The organism is Micromonospora sp. KC207, assembly GCF_004348615.1.
Classification (GTDB): Bacteria; Actinomycetota; Actinomycetes; order Mycobacteriales; family Micromonosporaceae; genus Micromonospora.
The window spans coordinates 1-21,416 of record NZ_SMKJ01000057.1 but is presented as its reverse complement, the minus strand read 5'-3'; the positions used below and the strand labels follow the sequence as shown (position 1 = coordinate 21,416).

The 21,416-nt window shown below is 72.0% G+C and carries 21 protein-coding genes and 1 pseudogene; 17 read left to right on the top strand and 5 right to left on the bottom strand.

The features are described from left to right. Nucleotides 1-162 precede the first annotated feature (162 nt). Both E1258_RS10075 and E1258_RS10070 read left to right on the top strand, forming a co-directional pair. Complete coding sequence (locus E1258_RS10075; protein WP_132398990.1) at nucleotides 163-1,395, top strand: hypothetical protein; 1,233 nt, start codon at nucleotides 163-165, stop codon at nucleotides 1,393-1,395. A 204-nt stretch (nucleotides 1,396-1,599) separates the two neighbouring features. Further along, nucleotides 1,600-1,986 (top strand): annotated as a pseudogene (locus E1258_RS10070) (ClpP family protease); the annotation flags it as partial. Here the strand turns inward: E1258_RS10070 and E1258_RS33205 are convergent. Continuing rightward, a complete protein-coding gene (locus E1258_RS33205; protein WP_165949707.1) occupies nucleotides 1,913-2,311 on the bottom strand; it encodes a hypothetical protein in 399 nt (132 codons plus the stop codon). The pseudogene E1258_RS10070 and the gene E1258_RS33205 sit on opposite strands and share 74 nt — an antisense overlap. Before the next feature lie 14 nt (nucleotides 2,312-2,325). Here E1258_RS33205 and E1258_RS10065 point away from each other — a divergent pair, with 14 nt between their 5' ends. The 4 genes from E1258_RS10065 (at nucleotide 2,326) to E1258_RS10045 (ending at nucleotide 6,074) form a co-directional block, all read left to right on the top strand. After that, on the top strand, nucleotides 2,326-2,757 hold the full coding sequence (locus tag E1258_RS10065; protein ID WP_371688594.1) for a radical SAM protein: 432 nt from the start codon (nucleotides 2,326-2,328) through the stop codon (nucleotides 2,755-2,757). Next, nucleotides 2,754-3,050, top strand: a complete 297-nt coding sequence (locus E1258_RS10060) for a hypothetical protein (RefSeq protein ID WP_132398988.1) — start codon at nucleotides 2,754-2,756, stop codon at nucleotides 3,048-3,050. The genes E1258_RS10065 and E1258_RS10060 overlap by 4 nt, the downstream gene beginning before the upstream one ends. Before the next feature lie 265 nt (nucleotides 3,051-3,315). Continuing rightward, nucleotides 3,316-3,732: an ester cyclase gene (locus E1258_RS10050; RefSeq protein WP_132398986.1), complete on the top strand. Its 417-nt coding sequence runs from the start codon at nucleotides 3,316-3,318 to the stop codon at nucleotides 3,730-3,732. A gap of 500 nt (nucleotides 3,733-4,232) precedes the next feature. Continuing rightward, nucleotides 4,233-6,074, top strand: coding sequence for a hypothetical protein (locus E1258_RS10045; RefSeq protein ID WP_132398984.1), 1,842 nt, complete (start codon nucleotides 4,233-4,235; stop codon nucleotides 6,072-6,074). A gap of 193 nt (nucleotides 6,075-6,267) precedes the next feature. Here E1258_RS10045 and E1258_RS10040 read toward each other — a convergent pair whose 3' ends face one another. Continuing rightward, a complete protein-coding gene (locus tag E1258_RS10040; protein WP_207919493.1) occupies nucleotides 6,268-7,095 on the bottom strand; it encodes a DUF72 domain-containing protein in 828 nt (275 codons plus the stop codon). A gap of 228 nt (nucleotides 7,096-7,323) precedes the next feature. Between E1258_RS10040 and E1258_RS10035 the strand changes: the two genes are divergently transcribed. Continuing rightward, nucleotides 7,324-8,055 (top strand): Clp protease N-terminal domain-containing protein, encoded by a 732-nt coding sequence (locus tag E1258_RS10035; protein WP_132398980.1) that lies wholly within the window; start codon nucleotides 7,324-7,326, stop codon nucleotides 8,053-8,055. 50 nt (nucleotides 8,056-8,105) lie between these two features. Here the strand turns inward: E1258_RS10035 and E1258_RS10030 are convergent, their stop codons facing one another. Beyond that, nucleotides 8,106-8,624 (bottom strand): hypothetical protein, encoded by a 519-nt coding sequence (locus tag E1258_RS10030; RefSeq protein ID WP_132398978.1) that lies wholly within the window; start codon nucleotides 8,622-8,624, stop codon nucleotides 8,106-8,108. Nucleotides 8,625-8,810: 186 nt separating this feature from the next. On the opposite strand from E1258_RS10030, the gene E1258_RS10025 reads away from it, so the two are divergent. Further along, nucleotides 8,811-9,497: an endonuclease V gene (locus tag E1258_RS10025; protein ID WP_132398976.1), complete on the top strand. Its 687-nt coding sequence runs from the start codon at nucleotides 8,811-8,813 to the stop codon at nucleotides 9,495-9,497. Nucleotides 9,498-9,545: 48 nt separating this feature from the next. Here E1258_RS10025 and E1258_RS10020 read toward each other — a convergent pair whose 3' ends face one another. Next, the gene (locus E1258_RS10020; RefSeq protein ID WP_132398974.1) at nucleotides 9,546-10,055 is read right to left on the bottom strand and encodes an SRPBCC family protein; all 510 of its coding nucleotides are present in this window, start codon (nucleotides 10,053-10,055) and stop codon (nucleotides 9,546-9,548) included. Next, entirely contained in the window at nucleotides 10,052-10,411 is a 360-nt protein-coding gene (locus tag E1258_RS10015) for a metalloregulator ArsR/SmtB family transcription factor (protein ID WP_132398972.1), read from the bottom strand. The genes E1258_RS10020 and E1258_RS10015 overlap by 4 nt, the downstream gene beginning before the upstream one ends. Before the next feature lie 292 nt (nucleotides 10,412-10,703). On the opposite strand from E1258_RS10015, the gene E1258_RS10010 reads away from it, so the two are divergent. The 9 genes from E1258_RS10010 (at nucleotide 10,704) to efeO (ending at nucleotide 21,314) form a co-directional block, all read left to right on the top strand. Next, the gene (locus E1258_RS10010; RefSeq protein WP_132399002.1) at nucleotides 10,704-11,870 is read left to right on the top strand and encodes a hypothetical protein; all 1,167 of its coding nucleotides are present in this window, start codon (nucleotides 10,704-10,706) and stop codon (nucleotides 11,868-11,870) included. A 68-nt stretch (nucleotides 11,871-11,938) separates the two neighbouring features. Continuing rightward, nucleotides 11,939-13,324: a phosphomannomutase/phosphoglucomutase gene (locus E1258_RS10005; RefSeq protein ID WP_132398970.1), complete on the top strand. Its 1,386-nt coding sequence runs from the start codon at nucleotides 11,939-11,941 to the stop codon at nucleotides 13,322-13,324. A 62-nt stretch (nucleotides 13,325-13,386) separates the two neighbouring features. Beyond that, nucleotides 13,387-13,572: a Trm112 family protein gene (locus tag E1258_RS10000; protein WP_007074910.1), complete on the top strand. Its 186-nt coding sequence runs from the start codon at nucleotides 13,387-13,389 to the stop codon at nucleotides 13,570-13,572. Further along, nucleotides 13,569-14,765 carry an SIS domain-containing protein gene (locus E1258_RS09995; RefSeq protein ID WP_132398968.1) on the top strand — a complete coding sequence of 399 codons (1,197 nt, stop codon included), beginning with the start codon at nucleotides 13,569-13,571 and terminating at the stop codon, nucleotides 14,763-14,765. The genes E1258_RS10000 and E1258_RS09995 overlap by 4 nt, the downstream gene beginning before the upstream one ends. Nucleotides 14,766-14,970: 205 nt before the next feature. Next, a complete protein-coding gene (locus E1258_RS09990) occupies nucleotides 14,971-15,981 on the top strand; it encodes a cation diffusion facilitator family transporter (RefSeq protein WP_132398966.1) in 1,011 nt (336 codons plus the stop codon). Between the two features lie 2 nt (nucleotides 15,982-15,983). After that, entirely contained in the window at nucleotides 15,984-17,141 is a 1,158-nt protein-coding gene (gene manA / locus E1258_RS09985; RefSeq protein ID WP_132398964.1) for a mannose-6-phosphate isomerase, class I, read from the top strand. Between the two features lie 428 nt (nucleotides 17,142-17,569). Then, nucleotides 17,570-19,069, top strand: a complete 1,500-nt coding sequence (gene ahcY, locus E1258_RS09980) for an adenosylhomocysteinase (protein ID WP_132398962.1) — start codon at nucleotides 17,570-17,572, stop codon at nucleotides 19,067-19,069. A 196-nt stretch (nucleotides 19,070-19,265) separates the two neighbouring features. Beyond that, entirely contained in the window at nucleotides 19,266-20,159 is an 894-nt protein-coding gene (gene efeU / locus E1258_RS09975) for an iron uptake transporter permease EfeU (RefSeq protein ID WP_132398960.1), read from the top strand. 21 nt (nucleotides 20,160-20,180) lie between these two features. Then, nucleotides 20,181-21,314, top strand: a complete 1,134-nt coding sequence (gene efeO, locus E1258_RS09970) for an iron uptake system protein EfeO (protein WP_132398958.1) — start codon at nucleotides 20,181-20,183, stop codon at nucleotides 21,312-21,314. Nucleotides 21,315-21,416 lie beyond the last annotated feature (102 nt).

The window sequence follows — 21,416 nt, the reverse complement described above, 5'->3', positions numbered from 1 at the left end:
TGGGACGGTAACGGCGGATCCGGCTGCGCCTCGGCAGAGTATTAGGCATTGTCGCTAGCCAATGCCTAAGATCAGTGACACGAATGGTTGGTCGCTGGCGACCTGCCGGGGCAAAGCCGCCTCCATCGTGCAGAAATCGACGTTGTCTGGGGAGAAAAGAACATGAACGGACATCAGGGTGGTCGCGTGTGGACCAGATGGGGGCGGGCGGCAAGAACGGCCGCCGCCACGGCAACGGCATCCATCGGGGTCGCCGTGCTCGCCATCGGGCTCACCGCCGGCCCGGCCGTCGCTCGCGTCAACTCCGCCGAGCGTGGCTCGCCGAACGCCTCGCTCGCCGCCGCACCGGTTTCCCGGATCTCCGCGGGAAGCGCGCACACCTGCGCGATTCCTGCCGACGCAACGCTGTGGTGCTGGGGCGACAACTACAGCGGCCAGCTCGGTGACGGGACCACCACGAGCCGGCCCGGCCCGGCGCGGGTGGGTGACGCCACCTGGGCGCGGATCGACGCCGGCGCCAGCAACACCTGCGGGGTGCGGACGGACGGCACGCTCTGGTGCTGGGGTGGCAACTACAACGGGCAGCTCGGTGACGGGACGACCACGAACCGCACCGTACCGGTGCGGGTGGGTGACGCCACCACCTGGGCCAGCGTCAGCGCCGGCCCCAATCACACCTGTGCCGTCCGGACCACCGGCACCCTGTGGTGCTGGGGCCTGAACCGTAGCGCGCAGTTGGGCATCGGCACGTCTCCCTACCGGGCCACCACCCCGGTGCAGGTCGGCACGGCGACCACCTGGGCGAGCGTCGCGACCGGCTTCGGGCACACCTGCGCCGTCCGCACCGACCGGACCCTGTGGTGCTGGGGCGACAGCACGGACGGGCAGCTCGGTCTCGGCATCCTGGACTACCGGGCAACGCCGACGCAGGTGGGCACCGTGACCACCTGGACCGGCGTGACGACCGGGTACGCGCACACCTGCGCGGTCCGCGCCGACGGGACCCTGTGGTGCTGGGGTGAGAACGGGTACGGTCAACTGGGCGGCGGCGCCGGCTTCCAGACCACGCCGATGCAGGTCGGCAGCGCCACCACCTGGGCCAGGGTCGACGCGAGCGTCGACTCGTCCTGCGCGGTCCGCGCAGATGGCAGCCTGTGGTGCTGGGGCTACAACGCGTACGGGCAGCTGGGCGACGGCACCACCACCCACCGGGGCACCCCGACCCGGGTCGGGACCGCCACCACCTGGACGAACGGCTTCGTCGTCACCTACCACAGCTGCGCGATCCGCACCGATGGCGGCCTGTGGTGCTGGGGCAACAACACGTCCGGGCAGTTGGGCGACGGCACCACCACCAACCGGTCGAACCCGGCGCAGGTGGTCCTGCCGGGCTGACCGCCGCCGCGTCCGATGCCGTGCCGTCGGCCCGCCACCGACCCGTCGTCGGTGGCCGGGTCGACGGCACGGGCGTGAGCCCGTCGGCTCAGGTCAGGTCTCGTGGCGGAACCGTCCCCGACGCGGTTCCGCCACGTGCCGCGCCCAGTGTTCTCCCTCGCCTTTCCATAGACGGGTTTCGTCGGCCAGGTGATCGCGGTCAGGATGCTGACCGTGGTCCAGGACCGCCTGCTCGGGAAGCGGATCATCGTGCGGGGCAGCGAATTGGACGACAGCGTCGCCAACAGGATTTGCGCGCAGTTGTTGATCCTGTCCAGCGAGGATCCGGGGGCCGACATCCAGTTGTGAATCAACTCCCCGGGCGGCTCGGTGACGGCCGGAATGGCGATCTACGACACGATGCAGTCCGTGCCGAACGATGTGGCGACGGTCGCCTTGGGAATGACCGCCTCCATGGGACAGTTCCTGCTCTGTGCCGGGGCCAGGGGTAGAAGGTACGCGTTGCCCCACGCCTCCATCATGATGCACCAGCCGTCCGGCGGCATTGCGGGAACGGCGTCCGACGTCGCCATCCGGGCCGCGCAGTTGCTCGCGCGGCAGGGTCGGCAGCCGCGCGATGTCCACCTCCCAGGTCCGCCGGCTGAGCACGAGCGAGCGAGCCGCTTTCGAGCACCAGCCGCCCCTGCGGCGTCGCCCGGACCACGCAACCCCCCGGATCTGTCCGCGCCTGCGGGTCGCACTTCAGCGCCGAGCCCGGGTAGCCGAGGGCGGTGGTCAGCAACCGGGGCCGTTCGTTGACCGACGCGCCGAGACCGGCGGCGATGTCCACGACGAGCGCGTCCTCCGGGTCGGTGTCCGCGCCGTCGATCCAGCGTCGCAGGGTCGACAGTTCGTAATCGCGGATGACCGACCCCATCCGGCGGCGAGCCCATCCTGACCAGGAACGGCTGCCCCTACCGGTGCGCGCACTGCGTGGAGCCGAACGCCGAGGGCACGAGCTTCGCGGGCCGGGACACTGCCGCCGTGGTCGACGAGATGGAGATGCTGCTCGCCCAGGGCATCCACGACCTGCACACCACGGACAGCGAGTTCATCCTCAACATCGCCGGCAGCAAGAACCTGCTCCGCGAGATCGTCCGCCGCAAGGACGCCGACCACGGCAGCCCGCTGCACCAACTGCGGTTGTGGATCTACTGTCAGCCCGCGCCCTTCGACGAGGAGTTCGCCGAACTGCTGGCCGCCGCGGGCTGCGCTGGGATCAACTTCGGGGCCGACCACGTGCGCCACGACCTGCTCGACAGCTGGAAGGTCCACCGCCGGGGGCGGCGCTACTACCGGCAGTGGACGGGGTGGGGCACGTGAACCCAAACACCTACCGCGCGCCGTGGCTGAGCGACTGGCTGCGCGAGATGGGGGAGGGCGGCCGGCCGTGGCAGTCGGGGCTCGCCGATCCGGAGGAGTGGCTGTGCGCGCTCGGCTGGGACGCGCGGGTGCGCGAGCCGAGCGACCTCGCCATCGCGCGCCGGCGCTGGGTTCCGCGCACCCCGCCGCGCACGGTGCCGAAAGTGATGCGGACCTGGCTGGTCGTCGCCGGCCGGCGTGAGGCTCCCGCCGCGCGGGAAACCGCCACCACCACCCGGAAGGAGTCGCGGTGAAGTCGTACTGCCCCCCCGTCCCAGAACCGGTTCGTGGAGCTCGCCGACCGGCTGGCTGCCACGTTCCGTCAGCGCGACCGACAGTACGACCAGAGCGGGCGTTCCCGTTCGAGAACTTCGCCGACCTCCGCGAGAGCGGGTACCTCGGGCTGACGGTTCCCGACGTGCGGTCGCGCCCGAGAACCCTCCGGCGCGGGACCTGCTGGCGACGGCGGACACCCGGCGTCCGGCAGGCGCGAACTCACGGTGAGGAAGGACGGCGACGATGGACAGGGATGACGCGCTGCGTCTCGTGGACGATTTCGTGGGGGCGTACAACGATGGCGATCTGAGCCGCCTGGACCGCTGCGTGGCGGCCGGCTATCGCCACCCCAACCCGGCGGCGGCGCAGGGCCGCGACGGGATGAAGCAGGCGGTGGCGCGCTGGTGCTCGGCGGTGGACGGCCTGCGGCTGCCGGTCGAGGACGTGATCGTCGAGGGCGACAAGATCGTCGTCAGGATGACGTTCTCCGGCCGCCGGGTCGGCGCGATCCTCGACATCCCGCCCTCGGGTCGGGAGTTCTCGATCGGGCTGGTCGACATCTTCGTCGTGGAGGACGGCCTGCTCGCCGGGCACTGGGACGAGATGGACCGGCTCGGGCTCTACCGCCAACTCGGCGCGCCGGTGCCGGCCACGACCTGAGGAACGAGCGCGCTGCCGGGGAGGCGAGCGGAACCTATCTGCGGGCGCCGGGCTCCGGTTCCCGGGCGCGCCAGCAACAAGGGCTCTGGCCTGGTGTTTTCCACCGGGCCGGGGCCCTTCTTCTGTCTCCGCGAACCGGCCGGGCATCGGTGGTCGTCGGAGTCCCGATCCTCGTGGTCGATCCCTCGTGGCCGAGTCCCGGGCGGGCCCATCGCGTTTCGTGACCATTCGTGTCCATGCAGGACGGCTGACAGAAACAGTTGTCGACGGTACGCTGTGGACGCCCGAAATCCGGGCCAGCTATCCACCGGAATCGTCCTGCCGACTTTTGCTGTCTGCGCGGCGGAGCGATGCTGGCGACGCTTGCCGAAACCCGATGTCTGTTATTCCTGCGTCACCGTGGGTGTTTGTTCCTGCGTCACCGTGGGTGTTGCTTTCGTTGGGCTGAGTAATCGTCTACGCATTGTTGTCAGCGGATCACGTTGAATGAAAGGGCACTGATGCATCGGCCCAAAATGTCTAGATGGCGTCTGTTTTCTGCCGTCGTCCTCGGCGTCCTGCCCGTTCTTGCCGGCGTTCCGTCCACGGCGGCCAGCCCGGGAGTGACCGGATTGTCGCCGCGGGCGTCGACGACGTTCCAGCACGAGTTGCTGGGAAAGGCTGTTCCGGACGAGTGCTTCAACGGCATCGGGATGCCCTACCCGGCCGGCCCGCCGTGTGCGCAGGGTCAGGCCAAGGTCAACCAGGCGTACGTGTGGTCGCTCGCCCAGGCGGACAATCGACTCTGGTTCGGCACCGGAGCAAATGTCAACTGCATCGTGACGGGATCGACTCTCTCTCTGCCCGAGCCGCGACTGAACGATGACTATGCGTGTGAGTTCGCGAACAGTCAGATCGTGGTGCAGAATCCGACCATGCCGACGAACGTGGGCGATCACCGTCATCCCCGGGTGTACGTCTACGACCTGTCCTCGAAAGTGCAGACGGAGAAGACGGACGTCATCGTGAACGCGTCGCCCGGCGACGCGTCTCGGCTGAAGAGGACGCTGGGGCTGCGGGCCGGCGGAACGCACCAGGGAGTCGTCCTGCTCGCCGGGCCGGCTCTCGGCCAGACGGTCAACATGTTCGCATTCGATACGGTCACCGGCGATTACCTCGGCTCGGCGAACTTCACCAAGTACGGCAATATCCGCCATTTCCTGGTGGCCGGCGACGTCCTCTATGCGGGCGTCGGGGTCGGTGCCAACGGCCGGGACGGCGGGTACATGCTGCGGTGGGCCGGGGACCGCACGAATCCGTTCAACTTCGTCGAGGTCGGCCAACTGCCGGCCCAGATCGCCGACCTGACGGAGCACGACGGTCGGGTCTTCGTCAGCACCTGGTCGGCGGCGAACGGCGGCTCCTCAGCCGGACGCTCGGCGGCCGGCGCAACCGGCGCGGGCTGGGGCCGTCCCCGTGTCACGCCGACCGACGAGGCCAACCCCGGCATCGCCGGCGTCTGGATGAGCCCGCCGCTGACCGACGGTGCGCCGGGTCTGACGGAGGAGGACACCGCGCTGTGGAAGCAGGTCTGGAGCGCGGCGTCCTACGAGCCGGATCCGGTCATCGCCGGCACGTACGGCCTTGGCGCGCTCGCCTCCTACCAGGGCTACCTCTACTGGGGGACGATGCACGTCCCGATGAAGTCGACGAGCGTGCTAGCCGAGTTGTACCCGCCGGCCGACGAGACCGCGGCGCGGGCGATGCTGGAGAAGTCCCAGCGCGCCGTGAGCATCTTCCGGGGCAAGCGGTTCGACACCCCCCAGGAGAGGGTGGAACTGCTCTACGGACAGGCGAAACTGCCGGCGTACGACCCGGCGGCGAACGAGGGCGCGGGCGCCTGGAAGTGGACCTCCACCGGCTACCGTCCGCGCTACGGTCACATCGGGTTCGGCAACATCTACACCAACTACACCTGGACCATGGCCGTCGCCGGCGGGCGGTTGTTCGTCGGCACGATGGACTGGAGCTACCTCGCCAAGGACCTGCTGCCCGAGGCCGCGAGGCAGATGGGCTTCGCCAACGCGGCGCGGGGGCTGAGCGATGACCTGGACCCGATCGAGATCGACCCGGAGCTCTTCGGTGGCGATCTGTACATGTTCGAGTCGAGCCGGCGGCCCGCCACCGCGGTTGACACGAAGGGGCTGGGCAACTACCTCAACTACGGCTTCCGCACCATGGTCGCGGACGGTTCGACCCTGTACCTCGGGATGGCCAATCCGATGAACCTGCGCACCGACCCGACCGACGACGTGCCGGAGGGCGGCTGGGAGCTGATCAAGCTGACGCCCGTCGGGGGCTGAGCGACCTCGTGGGGCTGCTCCGGCGGGTCGGGCAGCCCCACGAGAACCCTCGTCGTCTCCTCCTGGGCTGCGGCCACCGGTGCTCTGTTCTCCGGTGCCCCGGCGGCGGACACGTGACCCCAGGATGCCCCGGACTCGGTCCTCATCGGACCTTCTTCGCCCCGGACCGCCGCGGGTGCCCGAAGTGACGGTGTCAGAAGAGGGTCAGGGGCTCGACCGGCACCGGCTCCGGCAGCGGCTCGATCCCCGGCACGCGTGCCCGTACCTCGTCGTGGAAGCGGCGGGCGAGCGCGGGCGCGTCGGCGTTGTCCGGGGTGTGGACGAACATGGTGGGCGAGCGGCCCTCGCGCAGCCAGTCGGCGACGACGTCGACCCAGTGCCCCCAGCCCTCGACGGTTCGCGCGGGGTCGTCGCGGCCCAGGTACCGGACGATCGGCCGGTCGGTCAGCGCGCGGGTCCGCAGCGGCATGCGCGGCTTCCTGGTCCATGCCTCCCGCTCCGCGTCGCTGGTCGGCGGGCTCGCGAAGAACGCGGTGGTGTCGAACGGAATCCACTCGGCGGCGGCGACGGCGAGCGCCTGCTCCAGTTGCCGAGCCTCCCCGGCGTCGGCGAAGAACGCGGGGTGGCGGACCTCCACGGCGTACCGGTGGGACGCGGGGAGCCGGCGCAGGAAGCGGGCCAGCGTGGAGACGTCGGCGGGGGCGAACGATCCCGGCAGCTGGATCCAGAGGGCGTGGGCCCGGAGCCCGAGCGGCTCGATCGCGTCCAGGAAGGCCCCGAGCGCCCCGTCGACGTCGGCGAGGCGTCGTTCGTGCGTGATGAGCTTCGGCAGCTTGAGCACGAACCGGAAGTCGCGGCCCGTCTGCCGCGCCCACGACGCCACGGTGTCCCGGGTGGGAGTCGCGTAGAACGTCGTGTTCCCCTCGACCGCGTCGCACCAGCCGGCGTAGTGCCGCAGGCGCTTGTCGGCGGGCAGCGGATGCGCGAGGAAGCGCCCCTGCCACGACCGGTGCGCCCACATCGCGCATCCCACATGCAGCCGCATGAACCGATCCTCCCGCCACCGACGAACCAACGGCGCACCGCCCCGGTCACGCTATCCGGGCCTGGCGGCCCGGCTGACGCGCGGGGCGCGAGGTGTTCGCGGTCCCGAAAGGGGCGGCCCAGGCCGCGCTCGTGGTGGCGTGACGGAAACCCGATCGTCAACCATGGGTTGACGATCGGTCATGCGTCAACCTATGGTTGACGCATGACGACACCTGCTCAGCTGCCCAGTTCGGTCCGGCTCGACGACCTCATCACGGCGATCAAGAAGGCCCGCCCCGACGCGCTCGATCAACTCGCCGACGCGGTCGTCGTCGCCGACCATCTCGGCGACGTCGCCGACCACCTGATCGGCCACTTCGTCGACCAGGCCCGCCGCTCCGGCGCGTCCTGGACGGACATCGGCCGCAGCATGGGGGTCAGCAAACAGGCCGCCCAGAAGCGCTCCGCCGCCAAGGCGGAGACCGCCGCCACGCTCGACCCGAGCGCCGGGTTCGGCCGGTTCACCCCCCGCGCCCGCAACGTGGTGCTGGCCTCGCAGGAGGAGGCGCGGGCGGCCGGCAATGCCGAGATCACCCCGGGGCACCTCGCGCTCGGGCTGCTCGCCGATCCAAGCGGGCTGGGGGCCGCGTCGATCGTGGCTCGGGGCATCCCCCTGGAGCGGGTGCGGGAGGCAGTCACCGGGACCCTGCCGGCGAAGGTCGACCAGGTTCCGGACCTGATTCCCTTCGACGCGCGGGCCAAGAAGGTCCTGGAGTTGACGTTCCGGGAGGCGTTGCGGATGGGGCACGACCACGTCGGCACGGAGCACATCCTGCTCGCCCTGCTCGAGGAGGAGGGCGGTGACGGCGTGCTCGGTGGGCTCGGCCTGGAGAAGGGCGCCATGGAGTCCGCGGTGGAGGGTGCGCTGGCCGAGATCGTCCAGAACAGGGCCTGAGCCGCGCCGGGCACGCGCTCCGGGGCGCGTGCCCGGCGTACGGGCGTCGATCAGTCGGCGGCGGGGAAGCCGTAGCGGGCCGCGTGTTCCGGGTCGGCCGGGTCGACCTGCCGGATGCCGGCGTCGGCGAGCCGCTTGTTCACCTCGTCGAGCCGTTCGCGGACCAGCCGGGCCTCCTCCTCGGTGACCCGCCCCCGGTGCGGCCTGCCGGCGTGCTCGATGGTGCCGTAGTCGACCTTCTCGGCGCCCCGGCGGGCCTTCGGCGGGCGGACCCGCTCGGCGGTCTTCAGCAACTGGGCCATCGGCACGTCGGTGGCCATCGCGTCGAACTCGCTGGCGGTCAGCACCACCCGACGGGGCTCGCCACTGCCGTGCCGGTCGTGGATCTCGACCATCGCGACGTCCAGCGCCGCGTCGTCGATGCTCTCCACCTCTGTCGCGGTGGCGTCCAGCTGCACGGGCCCGGCGACCAAGTCGGGGTGCTCCAGCACCACGACGCGGACCACCTCGTCGTCCGGCCGCAGAACCATGCCGCTGAAGTCGGAGACGTGGATCGTCTTCTTGCCCATGCGCGGAGCTTCTCCTGTCGATGACCGGTTGTCGGACCAGAAGAAATTACCCGACAGGTGTGCGAAAAGTCGGGCTGGACCGGGCGGGTGTGTCGCCGCCCTGGCGGCTGGCCGTCGCCGCTGGCGGCCGACCATCGTGCCCGCCGGCGTGAGCCGGGCCGCCCAGGCGCTGCCTACGATCACGGGGTGAACCCTCCGGCCGACACCCCGCCGCCCCGGACCGAGAGCGAGGCGCTCGCCGTACAGGACCGGCTGCGACCGCTCGCGGACCTGATCGGGCCGGGACCCGCCGAGCCCGCGACGGTGGCCGGCCTCGACGTCGCGTACGCCGAGAGCGGTGACCGGCTCGCGGCGGCCGTCACGGTGCTGGATGCCCGGACGCTGGCCGTGGTGGACCAGGCGGTCAGCGTGGGCCGGCCCGCGTTCCCCTACGTTCCCGGGCTGTTCGCCTTCCGGGAGCTGCCCGCCCTGCTGGCGGCGCTGGACCGGCTGACCGTCCGCCCGGAGCTGCTGGTCTGCGACGGGCACGGGCTGGCCCATCCGCGCCGGTTCGGGCTCGCCTGTCACCTGGGCGTGGTGACCGGCCTGCCGGCGATCGGGGTCGGCAAGACACCGCTGGTCGGCCGGTGGGAGCCGCCGGCCGTGGCGCGTGGCGCCTGGTCCCCGCTGCACGACGGTGGGGAGGTGGTGGGCCGGGTGCTGCGGACCCGGGACGGGGTGAAACCGGTCTTCGTCAGCGTCGGTCACCGGATGGGGCTGGAGAACGCGTCCGACCGGGTGCTCGCGCTGACCCCGCGCCACCGGCTGCCGGAGACCACCCGCACCGCCGACCGGCTCTGCCGCGATGCGCTCGCAGGCCGGGTGGGCAGGTGAGCCGACAATGGCGCCGCATGGGTCGACGCGACACCGGGGCCCGCAAGGTCACACCGGTGCGGTTCGGGTACGCAGCGCCTCGAAGTAGGGCTTCATCGCCGGGTAGTAGTCGTCGAAGCTCGGCGTGGGCAGGCCGTCCCGTGCCGCCGCCAGCATGTCCAGGTAGTACTCCCAACCCGGCCCCAGTTCGCCGACCCCGTCGGCGGTGTCGAGGTGGTGCACGAGCCGGAGCTCGGTCCGACCGTCGGTGTGCGACAGCAACAGCTCGATCCGCCAGTCGCCAGACTCGTCGGTCGCCGACACAGCGAGCCGTCGGGGTGGGTCGCACGCATCGATTCGCATGTCGAACCACGGTGCCTGGTCCTCGTGGGCCATCTGTACCTTGATCACGCGGCCGGGGGCCGCGTCGCCTTCCCACGGCCCGAACCATCGGGCGGTGCGGTCGGATTCGGTCACGCTGGCCCACACGTCCTCGACAGGTGCCCGGAACGTGCGGCTGACGACGAGGTCGTTGCCGTCGGGGGTCGGAAAGAGCCGGCCGGTGGGTGGTCTCGTCATGCTGTCTTCTCCTGTCGGTGATCCGTCCTGCCGCGTTGGCGGCGCTCGCGACGGGTGCGATGGACCTCGGTCTCGAGTGCGTCGAGACGACGCTCCCAGTTGGTGGCGGTGAACTGGTCGAGCCATTCGATCAGCCCGGCGAACCGCGACGTGTCGAGCTCGTAGAGGCGGCGGCGGCCGACGAGCGTGTCGCGCACCAGCCCGCTGTCACGGAGCACCCGCAGGTGCCGGCTGACGGCGGGCCGGCTGATTGCGAACCGCTCGGCGATCTGCCCGGCGGCGAGCCGCTTGTCGCGCAGCATCACCAGGATGTCGCGCCGCACCGGGTCGGCGATCGCCGCTGCCACGTCGTCCACCGAGGAAGCGTAACCATCATGTTACGCGTCTGGCAAGGCCGAGATCGCCGCCCTCCGGCGGCGCGGACGACTCGGCATGGGCGGCCGCAGACGGCTCGGCCAGGCGGTCGGAGACGGTTCGGCCAGGCGGCCGGAGACGGCTCGGCCAGGTCGCGAAGCTGGGCTCGGTGAGTAAGGGGGACCCTCTCTACCGCAGGCGTTGACAAGGGCCCTCCTTCTCCGCGGCCGAGCCGGGTCCGGGGGCCGGTAGTAACCTGACCGCGGACCCGGCAGGGAGAGACGGCAGGTGATCATGGCGCTACGTCGGCACGCGACACGGCTCGCGGCGGTCTGCGTGATGCTGGGCGGCCTGGTGGCCGCCGGGGCGTCGCCGGCCCTGGCCGAGGGCGACTCGGTGCGGGTGGGCTCCACCGACAGCTTCCGGCCGGGCGGCTCACCGGGGGCGGTCAACGTCGAGGTGCGCAAGCGCACCGGTGGCTGCGTGGTACTGCGCACCGGGCTGGGCCTGAGCCTTGCCGGCCTCGCCGCCAACCAGGTCACCGTGCAGGTGAACCTGGGGGGCCACTGGTCGCCGGTGCCGGTCTCCGGCGGCGGGGGAGCGGTCGCCACGGGCCGGGCCGCCCCGACGGACCCGACCCTGTGCAAGGGCAAGAGCGTCACCATGCGCTACCGGCTGACCTTCGCGGCGGGAACCCCGGGCGGCCGGTTGACGGTGGTCGGCGAGGCGGTCGACGGGCGCGGCCGGGCCATCGGCCGGGACGCCGTCGCGGCCCGGGTGGTCGGGGCGCCGACCCCGAGCCCGTCGCCCAGCCCGACCCGCAGCCCGTCGCGGTCGCCGTCGCCGAGCCCGAGCGCGAGCCCGACCGCCGAGCCCACGACCGACGCGACGACCGCCGAGGAACCGACCCTGGCCGCCGTCGCCGGCCCGGCCGGCGGGGCCGGCACCGTGGACGCGGCCGAGGAGGGCTCCGGCGGGCTGTCCTGGATCATGCTCCTCGGTGTCGGCCTGGTCGTGGTGGGCGTCGGCCTGATCGTGCTGCTGGTGCGCCGGTCGCGGGCCGACCGCGAGCCGGCCGACGACCTGGTTGTTTCTTCCACCGTCCCGCTGCCGCGCAACCCCGGCGGCACCACGTACCGGTCCGGGCCCCCCGCGCCGTCCCCGGCGGCCGGCGGCGCGCCAGTCCAGGCGCCGCCCACCCCCGGGGTGTACGGCCGACCGTCCGGGGCGGTGTACGGCTCCCACCCCGACGCGCCGGCCACCGGCGGGGTCCCCGGCGGCGGTGCGCCGTACCCGGCCGGTGGCGGCGCGCCGGGCCAGGGCGGCGGACCGGCCGTCCCGGGACCGACGCCGACCTCGGGCGCGGGCGGGCATCCCGGACCGCCCGCCGGCCCGGGTGAGCCGCCCGCGCCCGCCGGCGGGGGCGACGAGACGACGATCGTGCCGCGCCTGCCCGGCTGAGGCCGGCCACGGTCCGCCGCTCCGATACGCTCAGGGCGTTGACGACCTGCGGCCAAGGAGCGAAGCGCGTGTCTGATCTGTCCCGGATCGTGAAGGCGTACGACGTCCGTGGGACGGTGCCGGACCAGTGGGACGAACGGGTCGCCGAGGCCCTGGGCGTCGCCTTCGGTCAGGTGCTCGACGCCGCCGGTGAGCCCGGCGACGCGGTCGTGATAGCGCACGACATGCGGGCCAGCGGGCCGGGCCTGGCGGAGGCGTTCGCCGCCGGTGCGCAGGCCGAGGGTCGCTCGGTGATCGAGCTGGGGCTCGCCTCCACCGACATGCTCTACTACGCCTGCGGCACCCTCGGGCTGCCCGGGGCGATGTTCACCGCCAGCCACAACCCCGCGCAGTACAACGGCATCAAGATGTGCCGGTCCGGCGCCCGCCCGATCGGCCAGGACAGCGGCCTCGCCGAGATCCGGGACCGGGCGCAGGCGCTGCTCGACTCCGGTGCCGCCCGCCCGGCCGGCGCGCCTACGCGGCCGACCGAGCGGCGCGACCTGCGCCCGGAGTACGCCGCCCACCTGCGCAAGCTGGTCGACCTGTCCGGCATCCGGCCGCTGAAGGTCGTGGTCGACGCCGGGAACGGGATGGGCGGCTGGACGGTGCCCAGCGTGCTCGGCGACGCCGTGCTGCCCGCGCTGCCGCTGGAGATCGTGCCGCTGTACTTCGAACTCGACGGCACCTTCCCCAACCACGAGGCCAACCCCCTGGACCCGGCCAACCTGGTCGACCTCCAGCGGGCCGTCCGCGAGCACGGTGCCGACCTGGGGCTGGCGTTCGACGGCGACGCCGACCGCTGCTTCGTGGTCGACGAGCGCGGCGAGCCGGTCTCCCCCTCGGCGATCACCGCCCTGGTGGCGGTTCGCGAGCTGGCCAAGCACCCTGGCTCCACGGTGATCCACAATCCGATCACCTCCCGTGCGGTGCCGGAGATCATCCGCGAGCACGGCGGCGAGCCGGTGGTCACCCGGGTCGGCCACTCCTTCATCAAGGCCGAGATGGCCCGCACCAACGCGGTCTTCGGCGGCGAGCACTCCGCCCACTACTACTTCCGGGACTTCTGGTTCGCCGACACCGGCATGCTGGCCGCCATGCACGCCCTCGCGGCGCTCGGCGGGCAGGGGCTGCCGCTGTCCGAGCTGGCCCGCGAGTACGAGCGCTACGTCGCCTCCGGCGAGATCAACTCCACGGTGGCCGACCAGGCGGCGAGCATCGCGCAGGTGCGGGCCGCGTTTCCGCAGGCGGCGGTCGACGAGTTGGACGGGCTGACCCTGAGCTTTCCCGACGGCGCCTGGTTCAACCTGCGTGCCAGCAACACTGAGCCGCTGCTGCGGCTCAACGTCGAGGCGCCGACCGAGGAGCGGATGATCTCCCTCCGCGACGAGGTGCTCGACCGGGTTCGCCGATAAGATCCCCTGCGCCGGCCGGCGCCGCCGTCCGCCGCCTACGCACCCGTGGAAGGAGCCGCACCGTGGCCCTGGACCCGCAGTTGCTCGAGATCCTCGCCTGTCCGGACACACATCACGCCCCGCTCGACTACGACGCCGGCGCGCAGACGCTGACCTGCACCGAGTGCGGGCGGATCTTCGAGGTGCGCGACGACGTGCCGGTGCTGCTGCTCGACGAGGCGCGCGGCGGACCCGCGCAGCGATCGTGATGGAGGGGACGGCCGGGGTCAGCGGGCACCGGCACGCCGACGAGTCCCTGCTCGACGACCCGGACGCTCTCGCCGCGCACGACCCGGGCGGCATGCTGCGGTTCATGGCCTCGGCCGGGGCACAGGTGCGGGAGTCCGCCGCCCTGGCGGCCGAGGCCAACCTGACCGTGCTCGCCGACGAGGGCCGCCCTCGGGCAGTCGTCATCGCTGGCATCGGCACCGCCGGGCGTACCGGGGACGTGCTTGCCACGGTCGCCGGGCCGCGCTGCCCGGTCCCGGTCATCCCGCACCGCAGCGCCGGTGTGCCCGGCTGGGTGGGCGCGGCCGACGTGGTGATCGCGGTCAGCGCCTCCGGCCGCAGCCCCGAGGCGCTCGGCGCGGCCGAGGCCGCCCACCGCCGGGGGGCCCGGCTGGTCGCCGTCGGCGCGCCCGACTCGCAGTTGCAGTCGGTGGCCGAGCGGGCCCGGGCGCCGTTCATCCCGGTGCCCCGCCGTGCCCCGGCCCGGGCCAGCCTATGGGCGCTCACCGTGCCGGTTCTGCTCGCCGCCCGTACGCTCGGGCTCGTGAAGGTCAACGAGGCGGATCTCGCGGAGACGGCGGCGCGGCTCGACGTGGACGCCGACCGCTGCCGTTCCACGGCCGAGTCGTTCGTCAACCCGGCGAAGTCGCTCGCCCTGGGGTTGGCCGGTTCGGTGCCGATCGTCTGGGGCTCGTCGCCGCTGGCCACCGTCGCGGCCCGCCGCTTCGGCGACACGCTGTCGGCCAACGCCCGCTACCCGGTGGTCAGCGGGGCGCTCGGCGAGGCTGGCCGGGGTCGCGTCGGCCTGCTCGACGGCGTGTTCGGCGGGCTGACCGAGGGAGGGCGGGACATCTTCGCCGACCCGGGCGAGACCGACGAGGACGGCACCCGGCTGCGGCTGGTGCTGCTGCGTGACGGCGGGCTCAACGCCGAGGACGACACCGACGAGCCGCTGGCGGTCGAGGAGCGCCGGGCCGACGCCGTGCAGACCCTCGCCGAGCGGCGCGGGGTCCGCTGCGACGTGGTGACCGCTGAGGGTGGGTCCGCGCTGGAACGGCTAGCCTCGCTGGTGGCTGTGCCGGACTTCGCCTCCGTCTACCTCGCCCTGGCACATGGGCTGGACCCGATGGCGGTTCCGGCCATCACCGAGATGAAGGAGCTGGCGAACCAGTGAGCACGTGTGGCATCGGACAGGGAACGGCGTGAGCGCGAGGAGCGAGCTGGGGTTGCGAGCCCCGCAGTCGCGATCTGAGGTGGCGGCGTGAGCGCGAGGAGCGAGCTGGGGTTGCGAGCCCCGCAGTCGCGATCTGAGGTGGCGGCGTGAGCGCGAGGAGCGAGCTGGGGTTGCGAGCCCCGCAGTCGCGATCTGAGGCAGGGCGATGAGCGCCAACGGTGGTACGAAGGCGATCGTCGCGGCCCTGCTGGCCAACGTCGGCATCGCGGTCACGAAGTTCATCGCGTTCCTGTTGACGGGTTCCTCGTCGATGCTCGCCGAGTCGATCCACTCGGTGGCCGACTCCGGTAACCAGGGCCTGCTGCTGCTCGGCGGACGGCGGGCCAGGCGCGAGGCCACCCCGCAGCACCCCTTCGGGTACGGCCGGGAGCGCTACGTCTACGCGTTCATCGTGGCCATTGTGCTGTTCAGCGTCGGCGGCCTGTTCGCGCTCTACGAGGCGTGGCACAAGGCTGCCGATCCGCACCCGATCGAGAGCTGGCACTGGGTGCCGGTCGTCGTGCTGGTGGCGGCGATCGTGATGGAGAGCTTCTCGTTCCGCACCGCGATCGTGGAGTCCAACCTCGTCCGGGGCAACCAGTCCTGGCTGCGGTTCATCCGCCGGGCCAAGGCTCCCGAGCTGCCGGTGGTGCTGCTGGAGGACCTCGGCGCGCTGGTCGGTCTGGTCCTCGCCCTCTTCGGTGTCGGGATGACGCTGATCACCGGCAACGGCATGTGGGACGCGGCCGGCACGGCGATGATCGGGGTCCTGCTGGTGGCCATCGCGATCATTCTGGCGATCGAGACCAAGAGCCTGTTGCTCGGTGAGGGTGCCGAGGCGACCGACGTGGCGACCATCGAGCGGGCCGTCACCGATGGCCCGGAGGTGGAGCGAATCATCCATATGAAGACGCTCTACCTGGGCCCGGAGGAGCTGCTGGTGGCCGTGAAGATCGCGGTGCCGGCGTGCGAGAGCGCCGAGGAACTGGCCCGGGGGATCGACGCCGTCGAGGCACGGATCCGCGCGGCCGTCCCGGTCGCCCGGGTGATCTACCTGGAGCCGGACATCTGGTCCGACGCGGCGGAGCGGGCCGGCATCGGGACCGCCGGGCACACCGCCGTCGTCCACCCGGAGGCGGCGGTGACCAGCGCGGACGAGTCGCACGCCGGAAACTGACCGTGGAGCCGCTGCACGGCCCGATCCGGGACTACGCCTGGGGCTCCCGTTCGGCGATCGCCGGGCTGCAGGGGCGGCCGGTGCCCAGCGCGGGCCCGGAGGCCGAGCTGTGGCTGGGCGCCCACCCGGGTGCCCCGGCGACCGTGCGGCGTGACGGCGAGCCGGTGAGCCTGCTCGACGTGCTTACCGCCGAGCCGGGGCGTTGGCTTGGCGAGCGGTCGGTGCGCCGGTTCGGTCCCCGGCTGCCGTTCCTGCTGAAGGTGCTCGCCGCCGACGCCCCGCTGAGTTTGCAGGCGCATCCCGACGCGGAGCAGGCCCTCGCCGGGTACGCCGCCGACGCGGCGCGCCCGGCGGGGGAGCGCAACTACGCCGACCCGTACCACAAGCCGGAGCTGTTGGTCGCGCTCACGCCGTTCGCGGCGCTGTGCGGCTTCCGCGACCCGGCGACGTCGGCGCGGGCGCTGGCCGCCTTCGGTGTGCCGGTGTTGGAGCCGGTGGTGGCGGCGCTGCACGAGGGAACGGCGGGGCTGCGGGAGGCCGTCCGGCTGCTGCTGAGCTGGCCGGCGACCCGGCGGGCGGGGCTGGTGGGGGCCGTGTTGGCGGCGGAGGCCGCCGGGCCGGACGCGGCGCTGGCGCGGGCGCTGGCCGCGCACTATCCCGGCGATCCGGGAGTGCTGGTGGCGTTGCTGCTGCACCACGTCCGGCTCGCGCCGGGGGAGGCGATCTGGATGCCGGCCGGCAATCTGCACGCCTACCTGCGCGGCACCGGCGTGGAGATCATGGCGGCCAGCGACAACGTGTTGCGCGGCGGCCTGACCCCGAAGCGGGTGGACGTCGACGAGTTGCTGCGGGTGCTGCGCTTCGAGGTGCTGGGCGACCCGGTGGTGACGCCGGAGCGGGTGTCGCCGGGGGTGGTGCGCTGGCCGGTGCCGGTGGACGACTTCGCGCTGCACCGGGTGGTCCTGGCCGGGACGCCGGTGCGGCTCCTGGTGCCGGGGCCCCGGGTGGTGCTCTGCCGCGCCGGGAAATTCTCGGCCGACGACGGGACGGGCGCGGTCACTCTCGCCCCGGGGCAGGCGGCGATCGGCCCCGCCGACGCCGGGCCGCTCGTTCTCGACGGCGAGGGCGAGGCGTACGTGGCCACCAGCGGGCTGCGCTGAGCGGGTCCGGTCGGTAAGGCCGCCGTGGCGGCGTCCCGGTGCCCCGGACCCCCATGCCGCGAGCTGAGCCGATCATCGACGCTTCATCGATAATCGTTAATTTTTCGTGAGGCTTCCGGCCTGGGCGGGTGGTGTCGGGACGGTGGACCCGGCGCGCGGAGGTGGGTGGCTGGAGGTTCGGCCTGCCGGCGCAAATCGGGAATTTCCGGAATGACTTGACCCTGTGCTGGCTGAGTGTAACTCTGTAAGTGCGCAGCGTCACCGCAACGAAGGTTCGGCGGCGCGCGGGGAACCAAACCGGGGGGATGCACGGGGCGGCCGGGCCGTGGGCGGACAGTCCGCCGACGACCGACCGCCCCGTGCGCTGTCCGTCTCTGCGCGTAAGGTGGGGGGTCGCGCAGCACTTCGTTCGTTCGACAGGAGCTTCCATGACCAGCACCCTCCCGGCGGCCCCCAGCGGCACGCCGTCCGAGGTCCGGCCGAGCACCCTCGCCGAAGGCGACTACAAGGTGGCGGATCTGTCGCTCGCCGAGTTCGGGCGCAAGGAGATCCAGCTCGCCGAGCACGAGATGCCCGGCCTGATGGCGATCCGCCGCGAGTTCGCGCAGGCGCAGCCCCTCGCCGGAGCGCGGATCACCGGCTCGCTGCACATGACGATCCAGACCGCCGTGCTGATCGAAACCCTGGTCGCGCTCGGCGCGCAGGTCCGCTGGGCCTCGTGCAACATCTTCTCCACCCAGGACCACGCCGCCGCCGCGGTCGTCGTCGGCCCGGACGGCACCCCCGACGCGCCGGCCGGCGTCCCGGTCTACGCCTGGAAGGGCGAGAGCCTCCAGGAGTACTGGTGGTGCACCGAGCGGGTGCTGGACTGGCCCGACGGCCAGGGCCCCAACATGATCCTCGACGACGGCGGCGACGCCACCCTGCTCGTCCACAAGGGCGTCGAGTTCGAGAAGTCCGGCGTCGTGCCGCCGGTCGAGTCGGCCGACTCCGAGGAGTACGCGGTCATCCTGGAGGTGCTGCACCGCTCCCTCGCCTCCGACGGCCAGCGCTGGACCCGGATCGCCGTCGGTATCAAGGGCGTGACCGAGGAGACCACCACCGGCGTGCACCGGCTCTACGAGATGCACCGCACCGGCACGCTGCTCTTCCCGGCCATCAACGTCAACGACTCGGTGACTAAGAGCAAGTTCGACAACAAGTACGGCTGCCGCCACTCGCTGATCGACGGCATCAACCGGGCCACCGACGTGCTGATCGGCGGCAAGATGGCCGTCGTGCTCGGCTACGGCGACGTGGGCAAGGGCTGCGCCGAGTCGCTGCGCGGCCAGGGTGCCCGGGTCGTGGTGACCGAGGTCGACCCGATCTGCGCCCTCCAGGCCGCGATGGACGGCTACCAGGTCTCCACCCTGGACGACGTGGTCGAGCAGGCCGACATCTTCATCACCGCCACCGGCTGCTTCGACGTCATCACCAACGAGCACATGGCCCGGATGAAGCACCAGGCCATCGTGGGCAACATCGGTCACTTCGACAACGAGATCGACATGGCCGGCCTGGCCAAGCGCTCCGACGTCGAGCGGGTCAACATCAAGCCGCAGGTCGACCTGTGGCGCTTCGCCGACGGGCACGCGATCATCGTGCTCTCCGAGGGCCGTCTGCTGAACCTCGGCAACGCCACCGGCCACCCGAGCTTCGTGATGTCGAACTCGTTCGCCAACCAGACGATCGCCCAGATCGAGCTGTTCACCAAGACCGACGAGTACCCGATCGGCGTCTACGTGCTGCCCAAGCACCTCGACGAGAAGGTGGCCCGGCTGCACCTGGACGCGCTCGGCGCGAAGCTGAGCACCCTGACCGAGGAGCAGGCCGCGTACCTGGGGATCCCCCAGGAGGGCCCGTTCAAGCCGGAGCACTACCGGTACTGAGCCGGCACGAAAGGGACCGGGCCCGCCGCCACGCGGCCGACCCGGTCCCTTTTGCGTACGCCGGTAACGGACCGGTCGGGTGCCCCGGATCGGCCGGGCGAGGTGGCGAAGAACAACTTGACGGGGCCCGCCGGGCGGGAGGAAGGTATGCCTGTCCTGAGTTAACCGAGGCAATCTGATCGACTACGGAGCAGCGATGTTCGCCACCTACCTGATCGGCCTGCGGGAGGGCCTGGAAGCGACCCTCGTTGTCAGCATCCTGGTCGCCTTCCTGGTGAAGTCGCAGCGCCGGGACCGGCTGCCGCAGGTGTGGGGCGGCGTCGGGCTCGCGGTGGCGCTGTCGGTGCTCGTCGGCTGGCTGATCGAGTACACCTCGACCTCGCTGCTGGCCCGCTCCGAGGACCGGGAACTGTTCGAGGCGGTCACCTCCGTGGCGGCCGTCGCCTTCGTCACCTGGATGATCTTCTGGATGCGCCGGGCGGCCCGGACAATCGCCGGTGAGCTGCGCGGCCGGCTGACCGAGGCGCTCGCGGTCGGCTCCATCGCGGTCGCCGGGATGGCCTTCCTCGCGGTGATCCGGGAGGGGTTGGAGACCGCCCTCATCTTCTACTCCGCCGCCCAGGGCGCGGCCGGCGACAGCGGGCCGCTGCTGGCCCTGCTCGCCGGCATCGCCAGCGCCGTGGCGATCGGCGTGGGCCTCTACTTCAGCGCCCTGAGGATCAACCTGTCGACGTTCTTCACCTGGACCGGCGCCCTGCTGATCCTGGTCGCCGCCGGCATCCTCAAGTACGGCGTGCACGACTTCCAGGAGGCCGGCGTCCTGCCCGGCCTGAACAACCTGGCCTTCGACATCAGCGCGACCCTCGATCCGAGCACCTGGTACGCCGCCCTGCTCGCCGGGATGTTCAACGTCACCCCCGTTCCGAGCGTGCTGGAGATGGTCGCCTGGGTCGCGTACGCGGTGCCGGTGCTGGTGCTGTTCCTGCGCCGTCCCGCGCCCCGTGCCGGGGCGAGCGCGCCCACCCCGCCGGCGGGTGTCGCCGGCATCACCGAATCCACCGGTCCGGCGCCCACGTCGCCGCGCGCCTGACCATTTCGAGGAGAAAGCCCGATGCGTACCAGCCGCTTCCTGGTGCTCGCCGCCGCCGGCGTGCTTGCCACCACCGGCCTCGCCGCCTGCGGCGGGGAGGACAAGGACGCCGACCAGGTCGACAGCGGCCCGATCGCCGTCAAGGCGACCGACACCGCCTGCGAGGTCGGCCGGACGGAACTGGCCGCAGGCCAGACCGTCTTCGAGGTGACGAACTCCGGCGCCAAGGTGACCGAGTTCTACGTCTACGCCGCCGGGGACCGGGTGATGGGCGAGGTCGAGAACATCGCCCCCGGGCTCAAGCGCGAGTTGCGCGTGGAGCTGCCCGCCGGAACGTACGAGACGGCCTGCAAGCCCGGGATGAGCGGCAAGGGCATCCGGGGGGCCCTGAAGGTCAGCGGCACCCCCGCGACCGTCGCCCCCGACGCCGCGCTGGCCGAGGCCACCGCGAGCTACCAGCGGTACGTCACCAGCCAGACCGCCGCGCTGCTGACGAAGACCGAGGAGTTCGTCGCCGCCGTCAAGGCCGGGGACGTGGCGAAGGCCAAGGCGCTGTACCCGGTGGCCCGCACCTACTGGGAGCGGATCGAGCCGGTCGCGGAGAGCTTCGGCGACCTCGACCCGAAGATCGACGGCCGCGAGGAGGTCGTCGAGGAGGGCATGAAGTTCACCGGCTTCCACCGGATCGAGAAGGACCTCTGGACCACCGGCGATATCAGCGCCGACGGGCCGATCGCCGACCAACTGCTCACCGACGTCAAGGCGATCGTCGCCAAGGCCAACGCCGAGAAGCTCACCCCGCTCCAGCTCGCCAACGGCGCGAAGGCGCTGCTGGACGAGGTCGCCAGCGGCAAGATCACCGGCGAGGAGGAGCGGTACTCGCACACCGACCTGTGGGACTTCAACGCCAACCTGGAGGGCTCGAAGGCCGCGATCGCGGCGCTGCGCCCGGCCCTGGAACAGCGCGCTCCCGAACTGGTCGCCCAGCTCGACTCCGAGTTCACCAACGTCCAAACGGTGCTCGACAAGCACCGTGACGGCGACGGCTGGAAGCTGCACACCGCGCTGAGCAGGACCGAGCTGAAGGAGCTGTCGGACGGCATCAACGCGCTGGCCGAGCCGGTCAGCAAGGTCGCCGCGGTCGTCGCCCGGTGACCTACGGTCCTGGTGAGCACACCGACGAGCAGAGAGGCTGACGGCATGAGCGAGCGCGGTGAGCGAATCATCGGGCGCGGCGCGAGCGGGCTGTCCCGGCGG

Excerpts from the sequence above, each read along its gene's own strand:
- efeO (WP_132398958.1), top strand. The coding sequence starts at position 20,181 with ATGCGTACCAGCCGCTTCCTGGTGCTCGCCGCCGCCGGCGTGCTTGCC.
- E1258_RS09990 (WP_132398966.1), top strand. The coding sequence starts at position 14,971 with ATGAGCGCCAACGGTGGTACGAAGGCGATCGTCGCGGCCCTGCTGGCC.
- E1258_RS10040 (WP_207919493.1), bottom strand. The coding sequence starts at position 7,095 with ATGTGGGCGCACCGGTCGTGGCAGGGGCGCTTCCTCGCGCATCCGCTG.
- E1258_RS10010 (WP_132399002.1), top strand. The coding sequence starts at position 10,704 with ATGGCGCTACGTCGGCACGCGACACGGCTCGCGGCGGTCTGCGTGATG.
- E1258_RS10020 (WP_132398974.1), bottom strand. The coding sequence starts at position 10,055 with ATGACGAGACCACCCACCGGCCGGCTCTTTCCGACCCCCGACGGCAAC.
- E1258_RS10075 (WP_132398990.1), top strand. The coding sequence starts at position 163 with ATGAACGGACATCAGGGTGGTCGCGTGTGGACCAGATGGGGGCGGGCG.
- E1258_RS10050 (WP_132398986.1), top strand. The coding sequence starts at position 3,316 with ATGGACAGGGATGACGCGCTGCGTCTCGTGGACGATTTCGTGGGGGCG.
- E1258_RS10030 (WP_132398978.1), bottom strand. The coding sequence starts at position 8,624 with ATGGGCAAGAAGACGATCCACGTCTCCGACTTCAGCGGCATGGTTCTG.
- E1258_RS33205 (WP_165949707.1), bottom strand. The coding sequence starts at position 2,311 with ATGGGGTCGGTCATCCGCGATTACGAACTGTCGACCCTGCGACGCTGG.
- E1258_RS10045 (WP_132398984.1), top strand. The coding sequence starts at position 4,233 with ATGCATCGGCCCAAAATGTCTAGATGGCGTCTGTTTTCTGCCGTCGTC.
- ahcY (WP_132398962.1), top strand. The coding sequence starts at position 17,570 with ATGACCAGCACCCTCCCGGCGGCCCCCAGCGGCACGCCGTCCGAGGTC.
- E1258_RS10035 (WP_132398980.1), top strand. The coding sequence starts at position 7,324 with ATGACGACACCTGCTCAGCTGCCCAGTTCGGTCCGGCTCGACGACCTC.
- efeU (WP_132398960.1), top strand. The coding sequence starts at position 19,266 with ATGTTCGCCACCTACCTGATCGGCCTGCGGGAGGGCCTGGAAGCGACC.